Source organism: Nakamurella alba (genome assembly GCF_009707545.1).
Classification (GTDB): Bacteria; Actinomycetota; Actinomycetes; order Mycobacteriales; family Nakamurellaceae; genus Nakamurella; species Nakamurella alba.
The window spans coordinates 261,234-287,806 of the sequence record NZ_WLYK01000009.1 but is presented as its reverse complement, the minus strand read 5'-3'; the positions used below and the strand labels follow the sequence as shown (position 1 = coordinate 287,806).

The 26,573-nt window shown below is 71.7% G+C and carries 24 protein-coding genes; 13 read left to right on the top strand and 11 right to left on the bottom strand.

Features of this window, described 5'->3' with window-relative positions; all coding sequences use genetic code 11:
- Positions 1 to 222: 222 nt before the first annotated feature.
- The 5 genes from ftsZ to ileS all read left to right on the top strand — a co-directional run bounded on the left by ftsZ (position 223) and on the right by ileS (position 7,354).
- Positions 223 to 1,437, top strand: coding sequence for a cell division protein FtsZ (gene ftsZ / locus GIS00_RS21445; RefSeq protein ID WP_154770467.1), 1,215 nt, complete (start codon positions 223 to 225; stop codon positions 1,435 to 1,437).
- A gap of 348 nt (positions 1,438 to 1,785) precedes the next feature.
- Positions 1,786 to 2,430: a cell division protein SepF gene (locus GIS00_RS21440; RefSeq protein WP_154770466.1), complete on the top strand. Its 645-nt coding sequence runs from the start codon at positions 1,786 to 1,788 to the stop codon at positions 2,428 to 2,430.
- A gap of 37 nt (positions 2,431 to 2,467) precedes the next feature.
- Positions 2,468 to 2,770, top strand: a complete 303-nt coding sequence (locus GIS00_RS21435) for a YggT family protein (protein ID WP_322098265.1) — start codon at positions 2,468 to 2,470, stop codon at positions 2,768 to 2,770.
- Positions 2,771 to 2,913: 143 nt separating this feature from the next.
- Positions 2,914 to 3,819: a DivIVA domain-containing protein gene (locus GIS00_RS21430; RefSeq protein ID WP_154770465.1), complete on the top strand. Its 906-nt coding sequence runs from the start codon at positions 2,914 to 2,916 to the stop codon at positions 3,817 to 3,819.
- A gap of 352 nt (positions 3,820 to 4,171) precedes the next feature.
- Complete coding sequence (ileS, locus tag GIS00_RS21425; protein WP_322098264.1) at positions 4,172 to 7,354, top strand: isoleucine--tRNA ligase; 3,183 nt, start codon at positions 4,172 to 4,174, stop codon at positions 7,352 to 7,354.
- Here the strand turns inward: ileS and GIS00_RS21420 are convergent.
- The 8 genes from GIS00_RS21420 to GIS00_RS21385 form a co-directional block, all read right to left on the bottom strand.
- Positions 7,351 to 7,995 carry a response regulator transcription factor gene (locus GIS00_RS21420; protein WP_154770464.1) on the bottom strand — a complete coding sequence of 215 codons (645 nt, stop codon included), beginning with the start codon at positions 7,993 to 7,995 and terminating at the stop codon, positions 7,351 to 7,353. The two genes, ileS and GIS00_RS21420, sit on opposite strands and share 4 nt — an antisense overlap.
- Positions 7,992 to 9,131 (bottom strand): sensor histidine kinase, encoded by a 1,140-nt coding sequence (locus GIS00_RS21415; protein ID WP_154770463.1) that lies wholly within the window; start codon positions 9,129 to 9,131, stop codon positions 7,992 to 7,994. The genes GIS00_RS21420 and GIS00_RS21415 overlap by 4 nt, the downstream gene beginning before the upstream one ends.
- Positions 9,128 to 9,961, bottom strand: a complete 834-nt coding sequence (locus GIS00_RS21410) for an ABC transporter permease (RefSeq protein WP_154770462.1) — start codon at positions 9,959 to 9,961, stop codon at positions 9,128 to 9,130. Before GIS00_RS21410 ends, GIS00_RS21415 begins: the two co-directional genes overlap by 4 nt.
- On the bottom strand, positions 9,958 to 10,923 hold the full coding sequence (locus GIS00_RS21405) for an ABC transporter ATP-binding protein (RefSeq protein ID WP_154770461.1): 966 nt from the start codon (positions 10,921 to 10,923) through the stop codon (positions 9,958 to 9,960). The genes GIS00_RS21410 and GIS00_RS21405 overlap by 4 nt, the downstream gene beginning before the upstream one ends.
- A 229-nt stretch (positions 10,924 to 11,152) precedes the next feature.
- Complete coding sequence (locus GIS00_RS21400; RefSeq protein WP_154770460.1) at positions 11,153 to 12,112, bottom strand: isopenicillin N synthase family dioxygenase; 960 nt, start codon at positions 12,110 to 12,112, stop codon at positions 11,153 to 11,155.
- Positions 12,113 to 12,176: 64 nt separating this feature from the next.
- Entirely contained in the window at positions 12,177 to 13,064 is an 888-nt protein-coding gene (locus GIS00_RS21395) for an NAD-dependent protein deacetylase (RefSeq protein ID WP_322098262.1), read from the bottom strand.
- Positions 13,065 to 13,090: 26 nt separating this feature from the next.
- Positions 13,091 to 13,669, bottom strand: coding sequence for a GNAT family N-acetyltransferase (locus tag GIS00_RS21390; protein ID WP_154770458.1), 579 nt, complete (start codon positions 13,667 to 13,669; stop codon positions 13,091 to 13,093).
- Positions 13,670 to 13,749: 80 nt separating this feature from the next.
- On the bottom strand, positions 13,750 to 14,481 hold the full coding sequence (locus GIS00_RS21385) for a FadR/GntR family transcriptional regulator (protein WP_322098261.1): 732 nt from the start codon (positions 14,479 to 14,481) through the stop codon (positions 13,750 to 13,752).
- A 213-nt stretch (positions 14,482 to 14,694) separates the two neighbouring features.
- Here GIS00_RS21385 and GIS00_RS21380 point away from each other — a divergent pair, with 213 nt between their 5' ends.
- Positions 14,695 to 16,134: a GntP family permease gene (locus tag GIS00_RS21380; protein WP_322098260.1), complete on the top strand. Its 1,440-nt coding sequence runs from the start codon at positions 14,695 to 14,697 to the stop codon at positions 16,132 to 16,134.
- A complete protein-coding gene (locus GIS00_RS21375; protein ID WP_154770456.1) occupies positions 16,131 to 16,658 on the top strand; it encodes a gluconokinase in 528 nt (175 codons plus the stop codon). Before GIS00_RS21380 ends, GIS00_RS21375 begins: the two co-directional genes overlap by 4 nt.
- Before the next feature lie 57 nt (positions 16,659 to 16,715).
- On the opposite strand, the gene GIS00_RS21370 is transcribed toward GIS00_RS21375, so the two are convergent.
- Entirely contained in the window at positions 16,716 to 17,402 is a 687-nt protein-coding gene (locus GIS00_RS21370; RefSeq protein ID WP_322098259.1) for a metal-dependent transcriptional regulator, read from the bottom strand.
- Positions 17,403 to 17,518: 116 nt separating this feature from the next.
- On the opposite strand from GIS00_RS21370, the gene GIS00_RS21365 reads away from it, so the two are divergent.
- The 5 genes from GIS00_RS21365 (at position 17,519) to GIS00_RS21345 (ending at position 24,287) form a co-directional block, all read left to right on the top strand.
- On the top strand, positions 17,519 to 18,340 hold the full coding sequence (locus GIS00_RS21365) for a sulfurtransferase (protein ID WP_154770455.1): 822 nt from the start codon (positions 17,519 to 17,521) through the stop codon (positions 18,338 to 18,340).
- Between the two features lie 154 nt (positions 18,341 to 18,494).
- Positions 18,495 to 19,613 (top strand): LLM class flavin-dependent oxidoreductase, encoded by a 1,119-nt coding sequence (locus GIS00_RS21360; protein ID WP_154770454.1) that lies wholly within the window; start codon positions 18,495 to 18,497, stop codon positions 19,611 to 19,613.
- Positions 19,610 to 20,317, top strand: a complete 708-nt coding sequence (locus GIS00_RS21355) for a CE1759 family FMN reductase (protein WP_154770453.1) — start codon at positions 19,610 to 19,612, stop codon at positions 20,315 to 20,317. Before GIS00_RS21360 ends, GIS00_RS21355 begins: the two co-directional genes overlap by 4 nt.
- A gap of 105 nt (positions 20,318 to 20,422) precedes the next feature.
- A complete protein-coding gene (locus GIS00_RS21350) occupies positions 20,423 to 21,607 on the top strand; it encodes an acetoin utilization protein AcuC (protein WP_154770452.1) in 1,185 nt (394 codons plus the stop codon).
- Entirely contained in the window at positions 21,600 to 24,287 is a 2,688-nt protein-coding gene (locus GIS00_RS21345; RefSeq protein WP_322098258.1) for a GNAT family N-acetyltransferase, read from the top strand. Before GIS00_RS21350 ends, GIS00_RS21345 begins: the two co-directional genes overlap by 8 nt.
- 72 nt (positions 24,288 to 24,359) lie before the next feature.
- Here the strand turns inward: GIS00_RS21345 and GIS00_RS21340 are convergent, their stop codons facing one another.
- Both GIS00_RS21340 and dtd read right to left on the bottom strand, forming a co-directional pair.
- Positions 24,360 to 25,385, bottom strand: coding sequence for a sigma-70 family RNA polymerase sigma factor (locus GIS00_RS21340; protein ID WP_154770451.1), 1,026 nt, complete (start codon positions 25,383 to 25,385; stop codon positions 24,360 to 24,362).
- A gap of 432 nt (positions 25,386 to 25,817) precedes the next feature.
- Positions 25,818 to 26,243 (bottom strand): D-aminoacyl-tRNA deacylase, encoded by a 426-nt coding sequence (gene dtd, locus GIS00_RS21335; protein ID WP_407666904.1) that lies wholly within the window; start codon positions 26,241 to 26,243, stop codon positions 25,818 to 25,820.
- A 36-nt stretch (positions 26,244 to 26,279) separates the two neighbouring features.
- Here dtd and GIS00_RS21330 point away from each other — a divergent pair, with 36 nt between their 5' ends.
- Complete coding sequence (locus GIS00_RS21330; RefSeq protein ID WP_196073396.1) at positions 26,280 to 26,573, top strand: hypothetical protein; 294 nt, start codon at positions 26,280 to 26,282, stop codon at positions 26,571 to 26,573.

Here is a 26,573-nt window from a genome sequence, read left to right as displayed (position 1 = left end):
TTGGTTTCCCCGCAGGATCCCCGGCGCGCCGCGCCGACACCCGGCGGTCACCCGCCTACTTTCGTCCACAGCACCACTTGACATAACTGTAACCGTATGGTTGAGGTTCAGGGTTTCTGGCACGATGAGTACCGGGGATCCCACACCTTCACGGCGCCGGCCCTGCCGGTCCGGCGTCCGGCACGACCAGGCGTACCCGACCCGGAGAAGAAAGGCCAGGCGATGACGCCACCGCACAACTACCTCGCCGTGATCAAGGTCGTCGGCATCGGCGGCGGCGGCGTGAACGCCGTCAACCGGATGATCGAGGTCGGCCTGCGCGGGGTCGAGTTCATCGCGATCAACACCGATGCGCAGGCCCTGCTCATGTCCGACGCGGACGTCAAGCTCGACGTCGGCCGCGAGCTGACCCGCGGTCTCGGCGCGGGCGCCAACCCGGAGGTGGGCCGGAAGGCCGCCGAGGACCACCGCGAGGAGATCGAGGAGGTCCTCAAGGGGGCCGACATGGTCTTCGTGACCGCGGGCGAGGGCGGCGGTACCGGCACCGGTGGCGCCCCGGTCGTCGCGTCGATCGCCCGCAAGCTCGGCGCCCTGACCATCGGCGTGGTCACCCGCCCGTTCGCCTTCGAGGGCAAGCGCCGCGGCGGCCAGGCGGAGTCGGGCATCCAGGAGCTGCGCAACGAGTGCGACACCCTGATCGTCATTCCGAACGACCGGCTGCTGCAGCTGGGCGACCTCGGCGTCTCGCTGATGGACGCCTTCCGGTCGGCGGACGAGGTGCTGCTCAACGGTGTCCAGGGCATCACCGACCTGATCACCACCCCGGGCCTGATCAACGTCGACTTCGCCGACGTGAAGTCGGTGATGGCCGGTGCCGGCACCGCGCTGATGGGCATCGGTTCGGCCCGCGGCGAGGGGCGGGCCGTGCAGGCCGCCGGCAAGGCGATCAACTCGCCGCTGCTCGAGGCCTCGATGGACGGTGCGCACGGCGTGCTGCTGTCGATCGCCGGCGGCAGCGACCTCGGGCTGTTCGAGATCAACGAGGCCGCCTCGCTGGTGCAGGAGGCGGCGCACGAGGACGCCAACATCATCTTCGGCACGGTGATCGACGACAGCCTGGGCGACGAGGTGCGGGTCACCGTGATCGCCGCCGGGTTCGACTCCACCCCGACCGTCCCGGGTGGCGGTACGGCCGACCGTCGGCCGTCCCGGGTGATCGCCGAGGCGAGCGCCGGGGAACTGCGCCCCGCCTACCCGGACAACGCCGGTGTCCCGCCGCAGGCCTCCGCGCCGCCGGCCCAGCCGGCCCAGCCGGCCTACGTGCCGCCGATGCCGCCGGCCGCGCCGCCGGCGAACCTCTCGCAGGCCCCGCGGTCGGTGCCGCAGTTCGAGGAGGACGACGACGACGTCGACGTCCCCCCGTTCATGAAGCGCTGACCGGCATCCACCGCGCCGGCCCGACAGGGCGGCCGGCGACGCGCTGCGCGAGAAGCGTTGCGCACGACGCGGTTCCGTGCTTCGTGAGGTGACAGACGTGAGGAAGGGCGACCACCCGAGGGTGGTCGCCCTTCGTCGTCCGGTCGGTCGGGCCCGTCCGATGGCCCGCAGCCGGCGTCAGGATGGGACCCCTGTGCACACAGGGACCGGTGGGACCGCACACAGAATTCCGACGCGACGTCACATCGGGTGTGTCGCAACCCGAACGGGCCACCCGGCGCCGATAGCCTCGTCGCAGGCCCTGACCTCACGGGGCAGGGTCGGACAGTTCAGCGGAAGGACGGATCGATGGGCATCGGGCGCAAGGTTGGAGCCTTCCTGGGGCTCGTCCCGGAGGACCACCGCCAGTACGCCGACGGCGACGACTACGCGGACGAGTACGAGCGCGACTACCGCTCCTCGTCCTCCTTCGACGGACCGAGCTACGACCGTGACGACCGCGACGACCGGGGCTCCGAGCGTGCGGCCGACCGCGGCTACGGCTCCGGCAAGTACGACGAGAAGTACGACGACGACTACGACCGCTACCCGGCCCGGCCGACCGCCGGGGTGGCCGGTGGCGGTGGTCGTCGCTACCACGACGACGCGCCGACCCAGGGGGCGCTCGCGGTCAAGGCCGTGACCGAGCCGATCAGCGCCATCCGCCGCGAGGACACCTCCTCCGCCGGCCGCCCGTCCACGGTCAAGCTGACCGGGTTCGGCGAGGCGCGGGTGATCGGGGAGAAGTACCGCGAGGGCCAGTCCGTGATCCTGGACATGACCCAGATGTCGGACTCCGACGCCCGCCGGCTGGTCGACTTCTCCGCCGGTCTGGCGTTCTCCCTGCGCGGATCCATCGAGAAGGTGGCCCCGAAGGTCTTCATGCTGCTGCCCCCGGACGCCGACGTCGCCGCCGCGACCGCCGGCTACCAGAACTCGTTCGCCGGTCGCTGAGCGGGTCGCGGCAGCCCTTTCCGGTACTAATTGAGGCGTGAACATCTTCTGGCAGGTGCTCTTCCTGCTGTTGTGGATCTTCCGGTGGTTGCTCCTGGGCCGCCTGGTCATCGAGTTCGTCCGGGTGTTCGCGCGCCAGTGGCGACCCACCGGTCGACCGGCCGCGGCGATGGAGGTGCTGTACGTCACGACCGATCCCCCGGTGAAGCTCTTCCGCCGGCTGATTCCGACAGTCCGGCTCGGCGGGGTAGGGTTCGACCTCAGCGTTATCGTTCTGTTCGTCGTCCTGTACATCGCGATGGCCGTCGTGGAGTCGTTGATGATCAGGTCGATGCTCTGAAACAGCAGTTCATGACGCCCCCGCAGTTGATCGGACACGCAGTTGATCGAACGCAGTTGATCAGACGCAGTAGAACTTGACGACCAGCAGTTGACCCGACTCGAAGTGCGTCACCGGTGACATCGCAACGCAAGGAGCAGGCCATGCGGCTCACACCCGCCGACGTGCACAACGTCGCATTCAAGAAGCCCTCGATCGGCAAGCGGGGGTACGACGAGGACGAGGTCGACGCCTTCCTGGACCTCGTCGAGGCGGAGCTGGCCCGCCTGATCGAGGAGAACAACGAGCTGACGCAGCGCGTCGCGGCCCTGCAGGGCAGCCTCGCCGCCGCCGAGGCCGGTGCCGCCGGTGCTCCCGCCGTGGCCGCCGCCCCGGTCGAGGCTCCCGCGCCCGCCCCGGAGCCCGAGCCGGAGCCGGTCGTCATGCAGAAGGCCCCGGAGCCCGAGCCGGCACCCGCGCCGGCCCCGGCGCCCGCGCCGCAGGGTGCCGTGCAGGACGTGCACCTGCAGGCCGCCCGCCTGCTCGGCCTGGCCCAGGACACCGCGGACCGGCTCACCTCCGACGCCGCCGCCGAGGCCGAGGCCACCCGCAACAGCGCGAAGGCCGAGTCCGAGTCGCTGCTGACCAACGCCCGCAACGAGTCCGACCGGATGCTGACCGAGGCCCGCACCGAGTCCGACACCATGCTGACCAACGCCCGCAACGAGTCCGAGCGGCTGGTCACCGAGGCCCGCGCCGAATCCGACAAGACCCTCAACGACGCCAAGAACACCTCCGAGGGCATGGTCAACGACGCCACCGCGAAGTCCGAGGCGCTGGAGCGGGACAGCCGCATCCGCGCCGAGGCCATGGACCGGGAGGCGCAGACCAAGTACGCGCAGGTGATGGGGCAGCTCACCGAGCAGCGCACCACCCTGGAGCGCAAGATCGACGACCTGCACACCTACGAGCGGGAGTACCGCAGCCGGCTCAAGGGCTGGATCACCGACCAGTTGTCCCAGCTGGACGAGGGCACCAACCAGGCCGCCCCCGCCGAGCAGCAGGTCTGACCGACCCGACCTCCGTACACGACCACCCGCCCGCGACCGGATCACCGGTCGCGGGCGGTGGTCGTTGCGCGGCCCGATGACCATGGTGTCGAAACCGGTCGCGGACCGGTCGTAGACTGGACAGCATCAGTTCCCCAGCAGCACGGCGACGACCCGGCCATCACCGGCGAGCCATCCGGAAGAACGGCGCCACGCGCTCACTAGAACCGGACGGGCCAGGCCCGACACAGCCTGACACGAGCGGCACCCGGGCCGTCGCGAGCGGACCGGATGCAAGCGGGGTGGTACCGCGGGCCGGCCGGCTCGTCCCTGCACTGTTGGTGCAACGGACGAGAACGACCGAGGAGCAGCTGTGAGCGACCGCCGATACCCGCTGGCCGGCGCCGACGAGGTGTCCGCCCATCCCGATTTCCCCGCCCTGGAGCTCCAGGTGCTGGAGCACTGGCGCGCCGACGACACGTTCCGGGCGTCCGTCGAGCAGCGCCCCGCCGGGGAGAACGGCAGCAACGAGTTCGTCTTCTACGACGGCCCGCCCTTCGCCAACGGCCTGCCGCACTACGGCCACCTGTTGACCGGCTACGTCAAGGACATCGTCCCGCGCTACCAGACCATGCGCGGCAAGCACGTCGAGCGCCGGTTCGGCTGGGACACCCACGGTCTGCCGGCCGAGCTCGAGGCGATGAGCCAGCTCGGGCTGAAGACCAAGGACGACATCCTCGAGCTCGGCATCGGCGCGTTCAACGACGCCTGCCGGGAGTCGGTGCTGCGGTACACCGACGAGTGGCAGGAGTACGTCACCCGGCAGGCCCGTTGGGTGGACTTCGACAACGACTACAAGACGCTCGAGCCCTGGTACATGGAGTCGGTGCTGTGGGCGTTCAAGACGCTCTACGACAAGGGGCTGATCTACGAGGGTCTGCGCGTCCTGCCGTACTGCTGGAACGACGAGACCCCGCTGTCCAACCACGAGCTGCGGATGGACGACGAGGTCTACCGGAACCGGCAGGACCCGGCGGTCACCGTCGGCCTGCGGCTGGAAACCGGTGAGCTGGCACTGATCTGGACCACCACGCCGTGGACACTGCCGTCCAACCTGGCGATCTCGGTCGGGCCGGACATCGACTACGTGGTGGTCGAGCACGAGGGCGAGCAGTACCTGCTTGCCGAGGCCCGGCTGGCCGCCTACGCCCGCGAGCTGGGCGCGGACGCCGCCGAGCGGGTCGTGCGCCGGATGAAGGGCAGCGAGCTGCTGGGACTCCGCTACCAGCCGCCGTTCTCGTACTACGTCGGGCACCAGGGCGCGCACCGGGTGCTGCCCGCCGACTACGTGACGACCGAGGACGGCACCGGGATCGTGCACATGGCACCGGCTTTCGGTGAGGAGGACAAGGCGGTCACCGACGCGGCCGGCATCCCGCCGGTGGTGCCGGTGGACGCCGGCGGCCGGTTCACCGCGCCGGTGGACGACTACGCCGGGCTGCTGGTGTTCGACGCCAATGCCGAGATCATCGAGCACCTCAAGCAGGCCACCCGGACCGGAGAGGCGGTCGCCGCGGTGACCGCCGGCACCGTGCTGCTGCGCCGCGAGACCTACGACCACTCCTACCCGCACTGCTGGCGCTGCCGGAACCCGCTGATCTACAAGGCGGTCTCGTCCTGGTTCGTCGAGGTGACGAAGTTCAAGGACCGGATGGTCGAGCTGAACCAGCAGATCACCTGGGTGCCCGAGCACGTCAAGGACGGGCAGTTCGGCAAGTGGCTGTCCAACGCCCGGGACTGGTCGATCAGCCGGAACCGGTTCTGGGGCAGCCCGATCCCGGTGTGGAAGTCCGACGACCCGGCGTACCCGCGGATCGACGTCTACGGCTCGATCGCCGAGCTGGAGCGCGACTTCGGTGTGTCCGTCACGGATCTGCACCGGCCGTTCATCGACGAGCTGACCCGGCCCAACCCGGACGACCCGACCGGGCGCTCCACCATGCGCCGGATCGAGGACGTATTGGACGTCTGGTTCGACTCCGGGTCGATGCCGTTCGCCCAGGTCGGCTACCCGGTGCGGAACGCGGACTGGTTCGAGCACCACTTCCCGGGTGATTTCATCGTCGAGTACATCGGCCAGACCCGCGGCTGGTTCTACACGATGCACGTGCTGGCCACCGCGCTCTTCGACCGGCCGGCGTTCCGCACCTGCCTGAGCCACGGCATCGTGCTGGGCGACGACGGGCAGAAGATGTCCAAGTCGCTGCGGAACTACCCGGACGTCAACGAGGTGTTCGCCCGGGACGGTTCCGATGCGATGCGCTGGTTCCTGATGTCCTCGCCGATCCTGCGCGGCGGCAACCTGGTCGTCACCGAGCAGGGCATCCGGGAGGGCGTGCGCCAGGCGGTACTGCCGCTGTGGAACGCCTGGTACTTCCTGTCGCTGTACTCCAACGCGGCCGGGGTGACCGGGACGGTCCGCACCGACTCGACCGACGTGCTGGACCGGTACATCCTGGCCAAGACCGGAGACCTGGTGGCCGAGGTGACCGGGCAGCTGGACACCTTCGACATCGCGGGTGCCTGCGCGTCCGCGCGATCCTACCTGGAGCTGCTGACCAACTGGTACGTGCGGCGGTCCCGGCAGCGGTTCTGGGACGGCGACCAGGACGCCATCGACACCCTGCACACGGTGCTGGAGACGGTCAGCCGGGCGCTCGCGCCGCTGCTGCCGCTGACCACCGAGCAGATCTGGCGCGGGCTGACCGGCGGCCGGTCGGTGCACCTCACCGACTACCCGTCGGCCGCGGACCTGCCGGCGGACGCCGGGCTGGTGGCGGCGATGGACGAGATCCGCGAGGTCGCGTCGGTGGCGCTCTCGCTCCGCAAGGAGTCCCGGATCCGGGTGCGGCAGCCGCTGTCCACGCTCACCGTGGCGACCCCCTCCGGTGCCCGGCTGGAGTTCCTCGGCGCCCTGCTGGCGGACGAGATCAACGTCCAGCAGGTCGATTTCACCGAGTTGGCGGAAGGCGGGGCCTCCCCGGTGGAGCGTCGGCTGACCGTGAACGCGCGGGCGGCCGGGCCGCGGCTGGGCAAGCTGGTGCAGCAGGTGATCAAGGCGACGAAGTCCGGCGACTGGAGCATCGACGCGGACGGCGGGGTGAGGGCCGGTGGCATCGCGCTGCAGGAGGGCGAGTACACCGTCGACCTGGTCATCGCCGAGGCGAGCGGCGGGGCGGTCGGGGTGCTGCGCTCCGGCGGTTTCGTCACCCTGGACCTGACGGTGACCGACGCGCTCCGCGACGCCGGCGACGTCGCGGACCTGCTGCGCCTGGTGCAGCAGGCCCGCAAGTCCGCCGGGCTGCAGGTCTCCGACCGGATCACCCTGTCCCTCGGGGTGTCCGACCGGCTGTGGGCCGCGGTGTCCGCCGATGCCGAGCGGGTCAGGGGCGAGGTGCTGGCGCTGTCCCTGGACCGCCTCACCGATCCCCAAAGCGACCCGACCGGTGTGGTGGGCGAGGGCGAGCAGGTCTGGGTGTCTGTGAGCAGAAGTTAGATCCAGCCGTGGTCGCGGGCGGTGACGACGGCCTCGTAGCGGTTCGCGGCGCCGAGTTTGGTCATCGCGGAGGAGAGGTAGTTGCGGACGGTGCCGGGGGACAGATGCGCCCGGCGGGCGATCTGCTCGATGGCGGCACCGTCCGCGGCGAACTCGAGCACGTCGGCCTCCCGTGGGGTCAGCACCGAGTCCCCGGCGCTGATCGCCTCGGCGGCCAGCTCCGGATCGACGTAGCGGCCGCCGCCGTGCACCACCCGGATCGCCGCGCCCAGCGTCGCGGCGGACGCGGTCTTCGGCAGGAAGCCGCGGACGCCGACGGACAGCGCCCGCTTCAGGTAGCCCGGCCGGCCGTGGCTGGTGACGATCATGGTGGCCGCGCCGGGGGTGATCCTGAGCAGCTCGGTGGCGGTCGAGATCCCGTCCCGGCCGGGCATCTGCAGGTCGAGCACGGCCACCGCGGGCGGCTCGCCGGAGTTCGCCCGGACCTTCCAGATCGACAGCAGCTCGTCGCCGCTGCCGACGTGGGCGACCACCTGCAGGTCGTCCTCCAGGTCCAGCATGGTGGCCATCGCCGACCGGATCATCGTCTCGTCGTCGGCCAGCAGCACCGGGATCACGCCGTCCCCAACATCTGGAGTCATGCCGTCTCCCAACGGATCTCGAGCAGGAACTCGTCGTCGGTGCAGTCGGTCGAGAGCTCGGCGCCGACGGTGTGCGCCCGTTCGGCCAGGCCGCGCAGGCCCGACAGCGGGTTCGGCCGGCCGTGCACCCCGTTGTTCCGCAACGTGATGGCGCTGGTGCCGAAGGCCAGCACCGCCCGGGTGGCGGCGGAGTGCCGGACGATGTTGGTGGTCCCTTCCCGGGTCACCCAGGCCGCCATCTCGTGCAGCCGCTCCGGCAGCCGGGCCGGGTCGCCCTCGACGACCAGCTCGCAGCCGATGGCCGACAGCAGTGACCGGGCGCCGGCGACCTCCTGCGCCAGGTCTATGCCGCGGTAACCACGGACCAGCGAGCGCAGCTGATCCATGGAGTCCACCGCCAACGCCTTCACCTCGTCCATCTCGGTCGCTGCCTTCTCCACGGCGCCGGACCGGGCGAGCGTCGCCGACAGCTCGCTCTTCACCGCCACCGCCGAGAACGCGCGGCCGACCACGTCGTGCAGGTCACGGGCGAACCGTAACCGCTCGTCGGCGACCCGCAGCCGGGCCTCCAGACCACGGGCCCGGTCCAGGTCGTCCACCAGCCGTACGCACCGCACCGTCAGCACCATGGTCAGCACCATGATGCCGCCGGTGCCCAGCACGATCGCGAAAACCTGTGCCCGGGAGGCCCAGTCGGTGCCACAGACCACCGCGGTGGCCACCGCGATCGCGAGCATCCACCACCACCGGTACCGGACGAACGGCAGCACCGTCAGTGCCGCCGCCCACCCGCAGACCAGGCAGAGCAGCACGGCGTCCCGGGCGGCCTGGCCGTCGCCGGTCCGCACCACGATCGCGGATCCGGCCCAGCCGAGGGCCAGCAGGACGATGCCGACCGGGATCAGCGGGCGGAACCGGCCGTGCCGGCTCATCCCCGGCTGCACCTCCAGCAGCACCGTCACCACCAGGCCGACCACCACGACGGTGGCGATCGGCACCGGCCGGGGGATCGCCAGCGCCAGCCCGACCACTGCCGCGACCGCACTGATCTGCAGCGTGATCCGGGTGTAGGCGCGGAACCGGTCGGCGTCGGGCATCCCGCGCCACCAGGACCGCACCTGCTCCGGCCGACTCATCCACGGTCGTCCCAGCGGAAGTACCGGCGGGTCAGCACCGCCGCGACGATCGTCCACGCCACCAGTGTGACGACCGGCCGGCCGAACTCGGCGAACGAGCCCGCGAAGTCCACCGGCGCGAGCCCGGCTTCACCGGCCGCGGGCACCTCCGGGCGACCGGTGGTGCCGATGGCGACCAGGTCCGAGATGGCCGCGTACGGGGTGAGGTCGAGGACCGCGGCGACCCGGTCCGGGACGACCGACCGGATGGACCCGAGTCCGGCGACGGTCAGCGCGATGATCGGCAGCGAGGTGATCTGTGCGGCCTCGGCGTTACGGGTGAAACCACTGGTGGCGAGCGCGAGCAGGGCGAACAGCACCAGGCCCCAGGCCAGCGCGAGCAGGATGGCCACCGGGTTGACCGGCGTCGGCGCGCCGGCGACGAACACCACGACGCCGACCACCACTGCGCCGATCACCGCCAGCGCGATGCCGGGGACGGCGGGTGCGGCCTGGATCTTCCAGTCCGGCGCCTCACCGGTGCGCAGCCGCCGCAGCACCCCCTCCGACCGGCGGGTCGTCACCATCGACAGCACCGAGTAGTACTGCACGAAGAGCACCGCCATGCAGAGGAACATGTCGATCGCCAGCCGGGCGGCGGTGGCGGGGGCGTCCGGGTCGGTGCCCCGGCGGATCACGAAGAACATGATCAGCGGCAGTGCCACCGGGGTGACCATGCCGGTGTAGATCAGCGTCTTGTTCCGCAGGAACTGCAGGAACTCGGCCTTCGCCAGGCCGGTCAGCGGCCGGGGGCGGTGGGTCGTACGCGGGGAGGTGTCGAGGGCGGTCATGCCAGGGCTCCGATCTGCGGGTCGGTCGGGGACTGCTGCGGACGGCCGGTGTCCCGTGGTGCGGGCTTGTCCTTGGCGACGTCGAGGAAGACGGACTCCAGGCTGGCGGCGTTCGCGGCCAGGCCGACCAGCGGGACCCGTTGGTCGCGGGCCCAGTCCAGCAGGGTGTGCAGGTCGCCCTGCAGGTTGCGGGTGTGCACGGTGACGCGGATGCCGGTGATGTCCACCTGCGCCCCGTCCGGCTGCGGGAAGGGCATACCGGGGTGGTCGAAGGCGATGGTGGCCGGGTGGTCGCCGACGATCTCGCGCAGCGTGCCGCGTCGGACGATCCCACCCTCGTGCATGATCGCGATCCGGTCGGCCAGCGCCTCGGCCTCGTCCAGGTAGTGGGTGGTCAGCACCATGGTGACGCCGGCGCTGCGCAGCCCGGACAGCAGCCGCCACACCGACCGGCGGCTCTCCGGGTCGAGGCCGGTGGTCGGCTCGTCCAGGAAGAGCAGCCGCGGCCGGCCCAGCAGCGCGCAGGCCAGGTCGACCCGGCGCTGCTCGCCGCCGGACAGGGCGCGGACCCGGACGTCGGCCCGGTGCTCCAGACCGACCATGGCCAGCACGTCGTCGACGGTGGTCGGGTGGGTGCTGGTGCTGCGCCACATCTCGAGCGTCTCGCGGACGGTGAGCTCGGCGGGCAGTCCGCCGGACTGCAGCATGATGCCGGTCTCCGGGCGGACCAGCCGGCGGTCGCGGACCGGATCCTTCCCGAAGACGGTGATCTCGCCGCGGGTCGGAGAGGCCATGCCCTCCAACAGGTCCAGGGTCGAGGTCTTGCCGGCACCGTTGGTGCCGAGCAGGGCGAAGATCTCACCCTCGGTGACGTCGAGGTCGACGCCGCGGACCGCCTCGAACGCCTTGTCGCCGCTGCCGTAGGTGCGGCGCACCCCGTGGGCGGTGATGACGGCGCTCATCGGCCGGCCCCCGGTGCGGCCGTGCTGCTGTGGGATGCGGTGCCGCTGTGGGCTCCGGGGACGGCGGTGTGCCGGTCCGGTCGGTCGTGTCGTGGTTCCCGAGTGGTCATGGCACCGACTCTGCCGATCAGCAGGGACGGCCCCCAGTGCACGGCGTCATCCGTCTCCGGCCGGTCTGCACGTCCCACCCATGACAGATGTCATGGGTGGTGACGTGGTGGTGACCGGCTCAGCCGGCGACGGCGGTGCGGCGGAACTTGGTCATCAGGTGCGGGCCGGCCTTGACCGGCTCGTACTTCGGCGTCGCACCTGGCGCCAGGCAGGTCGGCAGGCACTCGACCACGGCGTCCCAGTTGGCGTTGTGGAAGAACGGCATGCTGTGCCGGCGGCCGAAGCTGCCGTCGGGCAGCGCGGGCGGGTCCACCACCCGGTGCAGGGTGGACCGCCAGCGGTCGTTGGTCCAGCGCGCCATCAGGTCGCCGATGTTCACCACGAACGCCCCGTCGATCGGGGTGACGTCGGCCCAGTCCCCGGACTGCGTCTGTACCTGCAGCCCGCCGACGGTGTCCTGGCGCAGCAGGGTGAGCGTGCCGTAGTCGGTGTGCGCCCCGGCCCGGAACTGGTTCTCGCCCGGTGCCTGGGTGCGGGCCGGGTAACACAGGGCGCGCACGGCGCTGGCCGACCGGTCGACGCTGTGGGCGAAGTATTGCGGGTCGAGGCCGAGTCCGCGGGCGAACAGCGACATGATCCGGCCGGACAGCTCCAGCATCGACCGGTGGTGCACCGTCCAGCTGTCCTTGAGCTCGGGCAGCCCGGTGGGCCAGAGGTTCGGCGACCACACCCAGGCCTCGTCCTCGCACACGGCGCTGGTCGGGGCGTCGACCGGGCCGGCGTTGTAGACCTCCTTGAGGTCCGGCGGTGACTGCCCGCCGACCGACTGCGACAGCGACTCGGCGGCCATCGGGATGTAGCCGTACGGGTAGTCGGGGCTGCGCGGGCGGACCGCGAGCTTGTCGGGCAGCGGCAGCTCGAAGAACGCGACCGCGGCGTCCCAGGCCGCGTCGGTCACCGCCGTCGGCACGCCGTGCCCGATCACCTGGAAGAACCCGACCTCGGCGCAGATGTCGTCCAGCTCGGCGCCGACGGCGTCGGGATCCCGGTCCAGGTCCACCACGGGGACATGTGTCATCCGCACTCCTGCTCTCGACGGGTCCGCTGCCCGCCCATCATCGCAAGGCGGGCGGGTCGCCGGATCAGCGGCTGTCCGCCGCGCGGTCGGGCCGGTGATCCAGCGACCGGGCCAGCCCGGCCAGGGTCTCCGAGCAACCGGCGTCCAGCCGGACGGTGGCCAGCTCGTCGCCGCGGGTGGTGCCGCGGTTGAGGATGGCCACTGGCCGGCCCAGCGCCGCGGCCCGCCGGACGAAACGCAGCCCGGACATCACGGTCAGCGAGGATCCGGCCACCAGCAGCGCATCCGAGGTTTCGACGGCCGAGAAGCACTGCTCCACCGTGTCTTTCGGGACACTGTCGCCGAAGAATACCACCCGCGGTTTGAGCACCCCGGTGCACCGCCGGCAGACCGGGACCCGGAAGCCGTCGGTGTCCTCGAAGTCGACGTCGCCGTCCGGGTTGACCGAGAGGTCCTGGTGCGCAGCGAAGTCCGGGTTCAGCGCGGCCATCCGCTGCTGCAGCTCGTCCCGGGCGGTGACCTGGCCGCAGTCCAGGCAGCGCACCTCGTCGATCCGGCCGTGCAGGTCGACGACCCGGCGGCTGCCGGCCTCGCCGTGCAGGCCGTCGACGTTCTGGGTGATGGTGGTGGTCGTCCGGCCGGCGTGCTCCAGGGCGGCCAGCGCCCGATGGCCGGCGTTCGGCAGGGCCCGGGCCATCCGGCCGAAGCCGAGGTAGCTTCGGGCCCAGTAGCGTTGCCGGGCAACGGGTCCGGAGCGGAACTCGGTGGCGGTCATCGGCGACCGGACCGGGGCGCCGGGGGAGCGGTAGTCGGGGATGCCGGAGTCGGTGGACAGGCCGGCCCCGGTGAGCACGGCGAACCGGCCGCCCCGCAACAGATCCGCGAGGGTCGCTGCGGCCACCTCGGGTGGGACCGGCGGGGCGAGGACCGCGCCGGGGTGCTGGGCCGTCACCGCGTCGAGGGTACGCCGCACCCGCATCAGCGGTCCGGCCGTGGATCGTCGTGCAGCATGCCCATCAGGATCGAGTCGGACCAGGTGCCGTCCCAGAGCAGGGTGTGCCGCTGCCGGCCCTCCACGGTGAAGCCGATCTTCTCGTACGAGCGGAGGCCGCGCGGGTTGAAGTCGAAGACGTCCAGACCGATGCGGTGCAGGCCGACGGCGTCGAAACCCCAGTCCACCACTGCCTTCCCGGCCTCCGTGCCGAGCCCTCGCCCGCGCCCGCCGGTGCTGCCGTCACCGGGCACCATGGCGATCCGGTAGTTCATCGACGCGTTGTCCTCGTCGAGCCCGTTCAGCACCACCTCGCCGTAGAACCGGCCGTCCTCCTGCCCGATGATCGCGAAGTCCGCCCGGTCGTCGCGACCGGGCAGTCCGGTCAGGAACTCCAGCACCTGCTCGCGGGTGAACGTGGTCTGGGTGCCGGTCATCCGGTTGCCCTCCGGGTCACCCAGCGAGTTCATCGAGTCCTCGATGTACTCCGGCCCGAGCTGGCGCAGTTCCAGGCGGGCGGTGTGCAGGACGGGCTGGTCGCGCAGGGCGGAGCGGTGCAGGGCCATGCCCGGATGCTGTCACGTCCGCGGAGGGGATGCGGGCGGATCTCCGGTGTGAGTCGGGGTCGTTCGGGCTCGTGCGGGTGTCAGCCGCGGCGGTCCGCGGCCTGCTGCCGGGCCAGGGCGTCGCCCGCCTCGCCGATGATCCGGCGCATCATCTCCTCGGCGGCGTCCGGGTCGCCCGCCTGCACGGCGGCGGCGACGGCGGCGTGCCACTGCACCGCCTCCGGCACCGCGGTCCGCGGCATCAGGGCGTGCCGGGTGCGCCCGGCCAGCACCTCGACCACCACCTGCGACAGGCCGGCCAGCATCGGGTTGCCGGAGGCGCGGAGCAGGGCGCGGTGGAAATCGGCATCGTGGCCGAGATAGGCCGCACCGTCGGCCGCGCGGGCGGTGGCCGACATGCCGATCACCGCCGCGGTCAGTCGGCCGCAGTCCTCCGGGTCTGCGCGCTCGGCGGCGAGTCGGGCGGCCAGCGGTTCGACGGCGCCGCGCAACTCGCCCAGCGAACGCAGGTGCGCGTCGCGGTCCGGGCCGGCCAGTCGCCAGCGGATGATGTTGGGGTCGAACGGGTTCCAGCCCTCGGGGGGCTGCACGGTGATGCCGACGCGGCGCCGGGTGGCCAGCAGGCCCATCGACTCGAGCACCCGGACCGCCTCGCGGATCACCGACCGGGACACCCCGAACCGCTCGGCGGCCTCGTCGGCGACCACCCGGCTGCCGGTGGGCAGGGTGCCGTCGACGATCTCCGCGCCCCAGCGCTGCACGACGGAGTCGTGCAGGTTGCGGGGGCCGGCGGGCTCCGGGGTGTCCGTCACCGCCCCAGTATCGCCAGGCAGGCCGCCGGAGGGTGGTCAATCACCGGCCGACACTCGGTCGGTTGGGACTATTCGCAGATGATTCGACGAAAGGTCTTGCACAAATCATATGATTGACGCAGACTTGCCCCACCTGTTGCACGGCCCCCGCCGGTCAGGGCCTCCACGGTTCCCTGGCACGCCCGACCCGGCCCGATCTCATCGGAGAGATGTGTGAACGCCCTGCTCCTCGCCGCGGACGACACGATCGTTCCCAGCGGCTCGACGTCCCAACTGATCCTGGCCGCCGTGATCGGCATCGCGGTGGTGATCGTGCTGATCACCTGGTTGAAGGTGCACCCGTTCCTGGCGCTGCTGATCGGCGCGGTCGGCATCGGCATCGGCGCCGGGCTCGACGCGGCCGCCGCCATCAAGAGTTTCGGTGCCGGGTTCGGCACCACCATGGGTGGTGTCGGTGTGCTCATCGGCCTCGGCGCCATGTACGGCAAGTTGCTCGCCGACTCCGGCGGCGCCGACCGGATCGTCGACACGCTGGTCGCCCGGTCCAGCCCGAAGGCGTTGCCGTGGACGATGGGTCTGGTCGGTGCCCTGATCGGTCTGCCGATGTTCTTCGAGGTCGGCCTGGTGCTGCTGATCCCGGTGATCATCCTGGTGGCGCGCCGGTCCGGGCTGCCGCTGATGCGGATCGCCATCCCGACACTGGCCGGCCTGTCCGCCATGCACGGCCTGGTGCCGCCGCACCCCGGTCCGCTGACCGCGGTCACCACCCTCGGCGCGAATCTCGGCCTGACCCTGGCCTTCGGCGTGCTGGTCGCCATACCGACGGTTGCGATCGCCGGGCCGCTGTTCAGCCGGTTCGCGGCGAAGTGGGCCCCGGTCCCGGTGCCCGCACTGTTCGAGACCGATGGCGGGGCAACCGCTTCCGGTGGGTCGGGCACCGCTCTCGACAGGGCTGACCACGCGGATGCTCCGGTGCGCCGCCGGCCGTCGTTCTGGGTCACCGTCACCTCGATCCTGCTGCCGGTGCTGCTCATGCTCGCCAAGGCTCTCGCGGACGTGTTCGCCGAGGGGTCGGACGCCGGCTGGAAGGGCCTGCTCGACTTCCTGGGCAACCCGCCGGTGGCGCTGACCATCGCGGTGATCGCCGGCATCTTCCTGCTCGCCCCGGGCGGCGGGATGGACCGGTCGGCGGTCGCCGGGACGCTGGAGAAGTCGCTGCCGCCGATCGCCGGGATCCTGCTGATCGTCGGCGCCGGCGGCGGCCTCAAGCAGGTGCTGATCGACACCGGGATCGGTCAGGTGGTGGCCGACGCGATCGAGGGCTCCAGCCTGTCGGTGCTGCTGCTGGCGTGGATCGTGGCGGTGCTGATCCGCATCGCCACCGGCTCGGCGACGGTGGCCACGGTGACCGCGTCCGGCATCCTGGCGCCGGTGGCGGAGAACCTGTCCTCGCCGATGGTGGCGCTGATGGTGCTGGCGATCGGGGCCGGGTCGGTGTTCCTCAGCCACGTCAACGACGCCGGCTTCTGGCTGGTGAAGGAGTACATGGGCACCACCGTCGGACAGACGCTGAAATCGTGGACGATCATGGAGTGCCTGATCTCCCTGGCCGGTCTCGGCGGCGTGATGATCCTGTCGATCTTCGTGTCATGAGCGTGCCCGAGCAGCCGCCCGTGCTGGTGGTGATGGGTGTGTCCGGCAGCGGGAAGTCCACCGTCGCAGGACTTCTCGCCGGGCGACTGGGCTGGGACCTGGAGGAGGGCGACGACCTGCACCCGGACTCCAACGTGGAGAAGATGGCCGCCGGGCACCCGCTCACCGACGAGGACCGCTGGCCCTGGCTGGACACCGTCGCCTCGTGGATCCAGGAGCACACGCTGGCCGGCCGGCCCGGGGTGATCACCTGCTCGGCGCTCAAGCGGATCTACCGGGACCGGCTGCGCGGCGAGAACGTGGTGTTCGTGCACCTGAGCGGGTCCCGCGAGCAGATCGGTCGGCGGATGACGGCGCGCACGGACCACTTCATGCCCGCGGCGCTGCTCGACTCGCAGATCTCCACCCTGGAACCGCCCGGCCCGGGGGAGCGCAGCCTGACCGTGGAGGTCGGCGGACGCAAACCGGCCCAGGAGGCCGACGAGATCATCGACCGCCTGGGCCTGGTGGCTGCGGTGTCCTGAAACTACCGGGGTCCGGCTCCCACGTGCGGGGGCCGGACCCGGTGCGTGCCGCGCCGGTCAGGCCGGGCGGACGTGGATCCCGTGCGCGACCTCGGGCGGCAGCTCGGTGGTGATGCCGCCGTCGACGGCGACCAGCTGCGGGCCGCGGACCGCGAACTCCAGCACCGCGCCCGGCTTGATCCCGCCGCGCTGCAGCCGGTCCATCACCCCGGGCTGGTTCTGCACGATCTCGATGATCCGCCGGACCTCGTAGTTGCCGCCGCGCTCGGCGGCGACGTCGGCGCCGATCAGGTCGGCATGCGTCTCCTCCACGTGCGAGTTCTCCACACCGAGGTGGTCCAGGCCGGGGATCGGGTTGCCGTACGGGGAGACCTGCGGATGGCCGAGCAGGGCCACCAGCTTCTGCTCCACCTGGTCGCTCATCACGTGCTCCCAGCGGCAGGCCTCGACGTGCACGTCGCGCCAGTCCAGCCCGATCACGTCCAGCAGCAGCCGCTCGGCCAGCCGGTGCTTGCGCATCACCGAGACCGCCCGGTCGCGACCGAGGTCGGTCAGCTCGAGGTGGCGGTCGTCGGAGACCACCAGCAGCCCGTCGCGCTGCATGCGGGCGACCGTCTGGCTGACGGTCGGGCCGCTCTGGTTGAGCCGCTCCGCGATGCGCGCACGGAGCGGGAAGATGCCCTCTTCCTCCAGCTCGAAGATCGTGCGCAGGTACATCTCGGTGGTATCGATCAGGTCGTTCACATCAGCCCCTTCTGCGGTCTTCGATGCTACCCGGAGCACACAGGTCCGGGCAGTTCGCGTCCGGTGAACACGGCACCACCGGTGAGCGGCCGCATCGGGCACGTCAGGATGGTGCGATGACCTCCGATCTCCTCGACCCCGCCGACCTCGCCGCACTGCTCGACGGGCCGGATGCAGCCGCGGTCGTGCTGCTCGACGTGCGCTGGAAGGTCGGCGCCGGCGCCGACCACGACGCCTACCTCGCCGGGCACCTGCCCGGGGCGGTGTTCGTCGACCTGGACCGCGATCTGGCCGGGCCGGCCGGGACCGGTGGCCGGCACCCGCTGCCGGACCCGGCGGCGCTGCAGGAGGTGTGGCGCCGGTGCGGGATCGACGACGGCGACACGGTGGTGGTCCACGACGGCCACGACGGGTCCGCCGCGGTCCGGGCGTGGTGGGTGGCCCGCTGGTCCGGGCTCCGGGACGTCCGGGTGCTGGACGGTGGTCTGGCCGCCTGGACCGGGCCTCTGGAGACCGGGGAGGTGGTGCCGGAGCCGGGCACGGTAACGGTCGCCGCCGGGGCGATGCCGGTCGTCGACGTGTCGGAACTGGACGAGCCCACGGCCGCCGGGATCCTGCTCGATGCCCGGGCCGCCGCCCGGTACCGCGGCGAGTTCGAGCCGCTGGACCCGGTGGCCGGGCACATCCCCGGTGCGGTCAACCTGCCGTTCGCCGAGCTGTACACGGACGACTTCCGGCTGCGGCCGGCGGCGGAACTCCGTCAGGTCTTCGACGCCGCCGGGATCCGGCCGGCGACGCCGGCGGTCGCGTCCTGCGGATCAGGGGTGACGGCCTGCCACCTGATCCTGGCCGGACGGGTGGCCGGGGTCGAGCTGGCGCTGTATCCCGGGTCGTACTCGCAGTGGTGCGCGCTCCAGCGTCCGGTCGAGACCGGCTGAGCCCCGGTTCCCGGCGATCGGGTGGGGTGCCGGGGTGACGGTCGTCGCAGGCGGGAGCGGTGGGAATACCCGGTAGGCTGCAGAAGTTCATGCGGGTGCATAGAAATTCTGCAGCCACCGCGGAACCCCACCGCACCCGAGGAAGGCACCAGCCATGCAGTTCGGAATCTTCACCGTCGGCGACGTCACCGAGGACCCGACGACCGGCCGCACGCCCACCGAGGCGGAGCGGATCAAGGCCATGACCACCATCGCGCTGAAGGCCGAGGAGGTCGGGCTGGACGTGTTCGCCACCGGCGAGCACCACAACCCGCCGTTCGTGCCGTCGTCGCCGACCACCATGCTCGGCTGGATCGCCGCCCGTACCGAGAAGCTGATCCTGTCCACCTCGACCACGCTGATCACCACCAACGACCCGGTGAAGATCGCCGAGGACTTCGCGATGCTGCAGCACCTGGCCGACGGCCGGGTGGACCTGATGATGGGCCGCGGCAACACCGGCCCGGTCTACCCGTGGTTCGGGCAGGACATCACCAAGGGCATCGAGCTGGCGGTGGAGAACTACCACCTGCTGCGCCGGCTGTGGCGCGAGGACGTCGTCGACTGGAAGGGCACCTTCCGCACGCCGCTGCGCTCCTTCACCTCGACACCCCGCCCGCTGGACGACGTCCCGCCGTTCGTCTGGCACGGGTCGATCCGCAGCCCGGAGATCGCCGAGCAGGCCGCCTACTACGGTGACGGCTTCTTCGCGAACAACATCTTCTGGCCGAGCTCGCACTTCCAGCGGCTGATCGAGCTGTACCGCAACAGGTTCGAGCACTACGGGCACGGCACTGCCGAGCAGGCGATCGTCGGGCTGGGCGGCCAGGTGTTCATGCGGAAGAACTCGCAGGACGCGGTGCGCGAGTTCCGGCCGTACTTCGACAACGCCCCGGTCTACGGGCACGGCCCGAGCCTCGAGGACTTCACCGAGATGACCCCGCTGACCGTGGGCAGCCCGCAGCAGGTCATCGAGAAGACCCTGAGCTTCCGCGAGACCTTCGGCCACTACCAGCGCCAGCTGTTCCTGATGGACCATGCCGGCCTGCCGCTCAAGACGGTGCTGGAGCAGCTCGACATCCTGGGCGAGGAGGTCGTCCCGGTGCTGCGCAAGGAGTTCGCGATCGGCCGGCCCGCCTCGGTGCCGGACGCGCCGACCCACCAGAGCCTGCTCGCCGCCTCGCGCGCCGCTGCCGACTCCGCTGCTGACCTCACCGCTGCGGGTGCGCGATGACCGCCTCGTCCGTCCGCCTCGCGGTGGTCACCGCGGGTCTGGGGACGCCGTCGGCCAGCCGGTTGCTCGCCGACCGGCTCGCCGACTCCGCGGTCGCCGCCCTGGCGGCCCAGGGGGTGGCGGCCTCCGTCGAGGTCGTCGAACTGCGGGAGCACGCCAGGGATCTCGCCGACAACCTGGTCACCGGCTTCGCCGGGGCCCGGCTGCAGGTGGCGATCGACACGGTGCTCGGCGCCGACGGGGTGATCGTGATCAGCCCGGTGTTCAGCGCCTCGTTCAGCGGGTTGTTCAAGACCTTCTTCGACGTGCTCGACCCGGAGTCGCTGGAGGGGAAGCCGGTGCTGATCGGCGCCACCGGCGGCTCGGCCCGGCATTCGCTGGTCACCGAGCACGCCATCCGGCCCCTGCTGTCCTACCTGCGCACCGTGCCGGTGCCGACCGCCGTCTACGCCGCGACCGAGGACTTCGGCCGGGCCGACGCCGACGCCGCTCTGGACGCCCGGATCCTCCGGGCCGGCGAGCAGCTGGCGTCGCTGGTGGCCGGCGCAGTGCCGTCCGCTGCGGTGCCGTCCGTTGCTGGGCCGTCCGCTGCTGGGCCGGCGATCTCGCCGGCGCCGGAGACCGGTAACGCCGGTGACTCCGCGGGTCGGCAGGGCTTCGCGCTCGGCGGGTTCGAGCGGCTGCTGGCCGCGCACTCCGGCTGAACGGTGCCGTTGTCGGTCCTCGGGCGCTGACCGGGGGCCCGGGCCGGACTCCCGGGAGCTCCGGGTGCTCCGGCCGGGGTGATCGCCGCCGGTTAGGCTGGGGCGATGCCGAAGCCGATGGTGGTCTGGGACCCGGCCATGCTGAGGTACGACCTCGGCGGGTCGCACCCGTTCCACCCGCTGCGCTGGGAGCTGACCTGGTCGCTGGCCGCCGAACTGGGTGTGCTGGACGGGGTGTCGCTCTACTCGCCGCCACCGGCGACCGATGACGAACTGCTCACCGTGCACACCCCGGCCTACCTCGCGGCGGTCAAGGCCTCCTCCCAGGTGCCGCCGCCGGCGCATCCACGGCACGGGTTGGGCGGCAGCGACAACCCGGTCTGGCCCGGCATGCACGACGCCACCGCGCTGATCGCCGGCGGATCCATCGCCGCCGCCAGGGCCATCGCCGCCGGCGAGGTGGACCGAGCGGTCAACATCGCCGGCGGCCTGCACCACGCGATGGCGGACGACGCCGCCGGCTTCTGCATCTACAACGACGCGGCGCTGGCGATCCGGGCGCTGCTCGACTCCGGGGTGCAGCGGGTCGCCTACGTCGACATCGACGTGCACCACGGCGACGGCGTGCAGGCGGCGTTCTACCACGACCCGCGGGTGCTGACCGTGTCGCTGCACGAGTCGCCGGCGGCGCTTTGGCCGGGCACCGGCTGGCCGGCCGAGTGCGGGTCGGGGGAGGCGACCGGGACCGCGGTCAACGTCCCGGTGCCGCCGGGTACGGGGGACATGCCGTGGCTGCGGGCCTTCCAGGCGGTGGTACCGGGGCTGGTCAGCGCGTTCCGGCCGGAGGTGCTGGTCACCCAGCAGGGCGCCGACTCGCATGCCGAAGATCCTTTGGCCGACCTGAATCTCACCGTCGACGGGCACCTGACCGCGTACCGGGCGCTGCGCGACCTGGCCGAGAGGACCACCGGCGGGCGGTGGCTGGCGCTGGGCGGTGGCGGCTACGCACTCGTCCGGGTGGTACCCCGGTCCTGGACCCACCTGCTCGCCACCGTGCTGGACCGCGACGTCGACCCGCACACCGTGACCCCGCCGGGCTGGCGGGACCAGGCGACGGCTGCGCGGCCGGGAGTGCCGCTGCCGGAGACGATGTCGGACGGGAAGCCGGACGGGATCGAGGTCCCGCGCTGGGACGGGATCGGCGAGATGCCGGTCGACCGGGTGATCGAGGAGGTCCGGCGCCGGCTGTTTCCGATGCACGGGCTGGATCCGTGGGACCCGCGTGACTGAGACCGTTGCATCCGTGCCGCCCGGGCAGCCGTACCCGGAGCACTGGGAGGCCGACGTCCTGCTGTCCGACGGCGGGGCGGTGCACCTGCGCCCGGTGAACTCCGGCGACGGCCCGGCCATCGTCGCCATGCACGACCGGATGAGCGACAGGTCGCGCTACTTCCGGTACTTCACCGCGGTCGACCAGTTGTCGAGCTCGCAGCTGCGGGTGTTCACCGGGGTCGACCAGGTCGACTCGATCGGCCTGCTCGCCGAGCTCGGCGGGGAGGTGATCGCGGTCGGCACCTGCCACCGGGACCACGCCGACCCCGAGGCCGCCGAGGTCGCGTTCGTCGTCGAGGACGCCCAGCAGCGCCGTGGTCTCGGGTCGATCCTGCTCGAGCACCTGGCCGCGGCGGCCGCCGAGCGCGGCATCCGGCGGTTCACCGCCGAGGTGCTCGCCGAGAACCAGCAGATGCTGCGGGTGTTCGTCGACGCCGGCTACGGCGCCAGCCGCCAGTTCTCCTCGGGCGTCGTCGATCTCGTGCTGGATCTGGCGCCGACCGAGAAGTCCCGCGCGGTGGTGGAGAGCCGCGAGCACCGGGCCGAGGCGCGGTCGATCGCTCGCCTGCTGGCGCCCCGGTCGGTCGCCGTCATCGGGGCGTCCAACGAGCCGACCAAGCTCGGCCACGCGGTGCTGGTGAACCTGCTGCGCACGGGATTCACCGGCCCGGTGTACCCGGTCAACCCGGACAGCATCTCGGTGCAGGGGGTGCGCGCCTACCCGCGGGTCGGCGACATCCCCGACCCGGTCGACCTCGCGGTGGTGACCGTGCCGGCGGCGAACGTCGCGGACGTGCTGGAGGACTGCCGACAGAAGGGCGTGCACGGGCTGGTCGTGGTGACCTCCGGGTTCGCCGACGTCGGCGGCGCCGGGACAGACGTCCAGCGCCGGATGGTGTCACTGGCCCGGGCCAACGGCATGCGGGTGCTCGGCCCGAACTGCCTGGGGCTGGTCAACACCGACCCGGACGTCCGGCTGAACGCCACCCTGGCCCCGGTCGTGCCCGGGCCGGGCCGGGTCGGCTTCTTCTGCCAGTCCGGGGCTCTCGGCATCGCGATCCTCGCCGACGCGGCCGGCCGCACGCTCGGCCTGTCCAGCTTCGTCTCGGCCGGGAACCGGGCCGACGTCTCCGGCAACGACCTCCTGCAGTTCTGGGCCTCCGACGACCGCACCGAGGTCGTCCTGCTGTACCTCGAGTCCTTCGGCAACCCGCGCAAGTTCGCCCGGCTGGCCCGCAAGCTCGCCCGGACCAAGCCGGTGATCGCGGTGAAGTCGGGCCGGCACGCCACGGTCAGCCCGGGGCTGGCGCTGTCCTCGGTGAGCATGGGCGACGACGCGGTGGCCACGCTGTTCGCCCAGTCCGGGGTGATCCGGACCGACACCCTCACCGAGGCCTTCGATGTCGCGCAGCTGCTGGCGAACCAGCCGTTGCCGCAGGGCGTCCGGGTGGCGGTGCTCGGGAACTCGACCGCTCTCGGGGTGCTCGCGCTGGACGCCTGCCTGGACGCCGGGCTGACCGTGGTCGACGAGGTGCCGGTCGACTTCGGGGTGAACGTCTCGCCCGCCGAGCTCGCCGACGCGGTCCGGATCGCCGTGGCGCGCACCGATGTCGACGCGGTCGTGGTGGTCTACGTGCCGCCGGTGGCGGTGGCCGGGCAGGAGCACGCCCAGGCCCTGCGGGACGCCGCGGCCGGGTCCCGGGTACCGGTGATGACCACGTTCCTGGCCGTCGACGGGCTGGCTGCCTCGCTGGTGGTGCCGGACCCGGCAGGGGGAGCGGCCCGCGGGTCGGTGCCGTCGTTCCGCACCCCGGAGCGGGCAGTGGCGGCGCTGGCGCACGCGGTGCGGTACGCCGCCTGGCGCTCCCGGCCGGCAGGAGAGATGCCGGCCGACGACACCGCGGAGCGGATCGCCTCCCGGGCGGCGGCGCGGGCTCTGTTGGACGCCTGGGCGGTCCGGGCGGAACGCGAGCTGACCGATGACGAGCTGGTGGCACTGCTGGACTGCTACGGGATCGGGATCGCGCCGTTCCAGGTGGCCGCGGACGTGGAGGACGCGGCGCGGGCGGCGGAGGAGATCGGCTACCCGGTGGTGCTCAAGGCCTTGGACCGGGGACTGCGGCACCGGCTGGACCAGCGCGGCGTGCGGGTCGGGCTGGACGACGCCGACGACGTGGTCGACGCCTACGCCGATCTCGCCGGGGCCGGCGCCAGCCGGGTCTACGTGCAGCAGCAGGCGCCGGTGGACCGGGCCACCGTACCGACGGTGCTGACCATCACCGGCGACCCGAGCTTCGGTGCGCTGGTGTCCTTCGGGATCGGTGGTGTGGCCACCGATCTGCTCGACGACCGTGCGTTCCGGGCGGTGCCGTTGTCCGACTCCGACGCCGTCGACCTGATCGCCGGCCCGCGCGCGGCGCCGCTGCTGGACGGTTACCGGGGCACCGCGGTGGTGGACCGGGCGCCGCTGGCCGATCTGGCGCTACGGCTGTCCGCGCTGGCCGACGACGTCCCCGAGCTGGTCGAGCTCCGGCTGCTGCCGGTGCTGGCCGGGCCCGCCGGGATCGTGGTCACCGGGGCCGAGGGCCGGATCGGTCCGGCCGGGGTGCGGCCGGACCTCCGCCGCCGGCTGCGCTGAGAACGCCCCGTTGATGCCGAAAACCCGCCGCCGGTTCGTCCGGCGGCGGGCTTTCGGGTGCGGTGCTGACGATCAGCTGGCGTAGGCGCGGAGCATCTCCGAGCGGTCGCCGGTGCGCAGCTTGGCCATCGAGTCACGCTCGATCTGCCGGACCCGCTCGCGCGAGATGCCGAAGGTGCGGCCGATCTCGTCGAGGGTGCGCGGGCGGCCGTCGTCCAGGCCGTAGCGCATCCGGACCACCGAGCGCTCCCGGTCGTCGAGAGTGCGCAGCACCCGGTTGATGTCGTCGTGCATGAAGCCGGCGACGACCAGCGTTTCGGCCGACGTCGACTCCGAGTCCTCGATGAAGTCGCCGAGCGGCGCCTCCTCGTCGGTGCCGACCGGCATGTCCAGGCTGACCGGATCCCGGGCGTGGTCGAGGAGATCGGCGATCTTCTCCTCGGGGATACCGGACTCGGCGGCCAGTTCGGCCATGGTCGCGTCACGGCCCAGCTGCTGGTGCAGTTCACGCCGCATCCGGGACAGCTTGTTGACCTGCTCGACGAGGTGGACGGGGAGCCGGATGGTGCGGCCCTGGTCCGCCATACCCCGCGAGATGGCCTGCCGGATCCACCAGGTGGCGTAGGTGGAGAACTTGAAACCCTTGGTGTAGTCGAACTTCTCGACTGCACGGATGAGCCCCAGGTTGCCCTCCTGGATCAGGTCGAGCAGCGGCATGCCGCGGCCGGTGTACCGCTTGGCCAGCGAGACGACCAGCCGGAGATTGGCCACCAGCAGGTGGTTCCGGGCGCGCTGCCCGCCGCGGACGACGGCGCGCAGGTCCGCCTTCTTCTGCGGGCTGAGCCGCGAGGCGGTTTCGAGCTTGTGTGCCGCGAAGACGCCGGCCTCGATGCGCTTGGCCAGCTCGACCTCCTGTTCGGCGGTCAGCAGTGCGGTCTTGCCGATACCGTTGAGGTACACACGGACGAGATCGGCGGAAGGCCCCTGGGCGTCGAGATCCTCGGGCTCCGGCCGCGGCTGGCGGGACAGGGTGACGACCTCGGCGAGGTCGTTGTCCGCTGCTACTGTGTCGGTATTCCTCGTGCGGGAAGCGGTCATCGTGGTGCTCCCTCCTGTGAAGCTGGGTGGCGCCGGAGTCGAGGGCGCCTACGCTTGTTCAAACGCCCCTCGCCCGGGATTCGTTCCCCGGTTCGGTCCCGGCCACACTCGCGGATTGGTTCCTGAAGCGTGGTGGTGCTGCTCGGTGGTGCGGGGTGCTGCCCGAGATCGGTGGTCCCGGTGGGAGTTCTCCGCCGACCCGCGCTGCGTGCTCCGGGTCGGTCGGCGTCCCGGGATCGGTCGGCCTCTTGATCGAGCATCAGACACCCGGCGTGCGGCGAGGCCGCTGTGCCGTCGATGGGAACACCATGTGAACGCCTGTCCACTTCGGCGGTATTCCCGACCGGGTTCACCGCGGGCTCACACCGGGTAGCCGGAAGCCCGGCAAACCGGACACCAGGCCACCTGCGGTTGGTCCGCTGGTGTGGCGGGTCAGATCTCGACGATCACCGTGAACGGTCCGTCGTTGACGCTGGCGACCTCCATCATCGCGCCGAACCTGCCGGTGGCCACCTCGACTCCGCGGTCGCGCAGGGCGGCGACGACGGCATCGACCAGCGGTTCGGCGACCGGTCCGGGGGCAGCGGCGGTCCAGCTCGGGCGGCGCCCCTTCTTCGTCGATCCGTAAAGTGTGAATTGGCTCACAACCAGCACCGGGGCGTCGCTGTCGGCCACCGACCGGTCGTCGCGCAGGATCCGCAGCTCGTGGATCTTGCGAGCCATGGTGTCGGCGGTGGCGGTGGTGTCCTCGTGGGTGACCCCCAGCAGCACGAGCAGACCGGGCCGGTCGATCGCACCGACCACCTCGCGGTCGACCCGAACGCTGGCACCGGTGACCCGGGTGATGACGGCCTTCACAGGCGCCATCGAAGCAGAAGGCGGCACGATGTCCGCATGACATCCGCAGAGCGGTACCCCGTGGACGGGTCGCTGTGGTCCACCGGCTCCTCGGGCTCCATCCTCTCCATCGGATCGGCCGGGTCGATCCTGTCCATCGGCAGCGCCGGGTCGATCCTGTCGATCGGGTCGGCGGGTTCGGTGCTGTCGATCGGCTCCGCGTTCTCCGCCGGGTCGCTGTTCGCCGTGTTCTCCGCGCTGTCGGTGGGATCGGTCGGCGGGTTCCGCCGCGTGGTGCCGATCGCTGCGCGGCTGCTGGGCAAGGAGCTCACCCGGCGCATCACGGGCTGA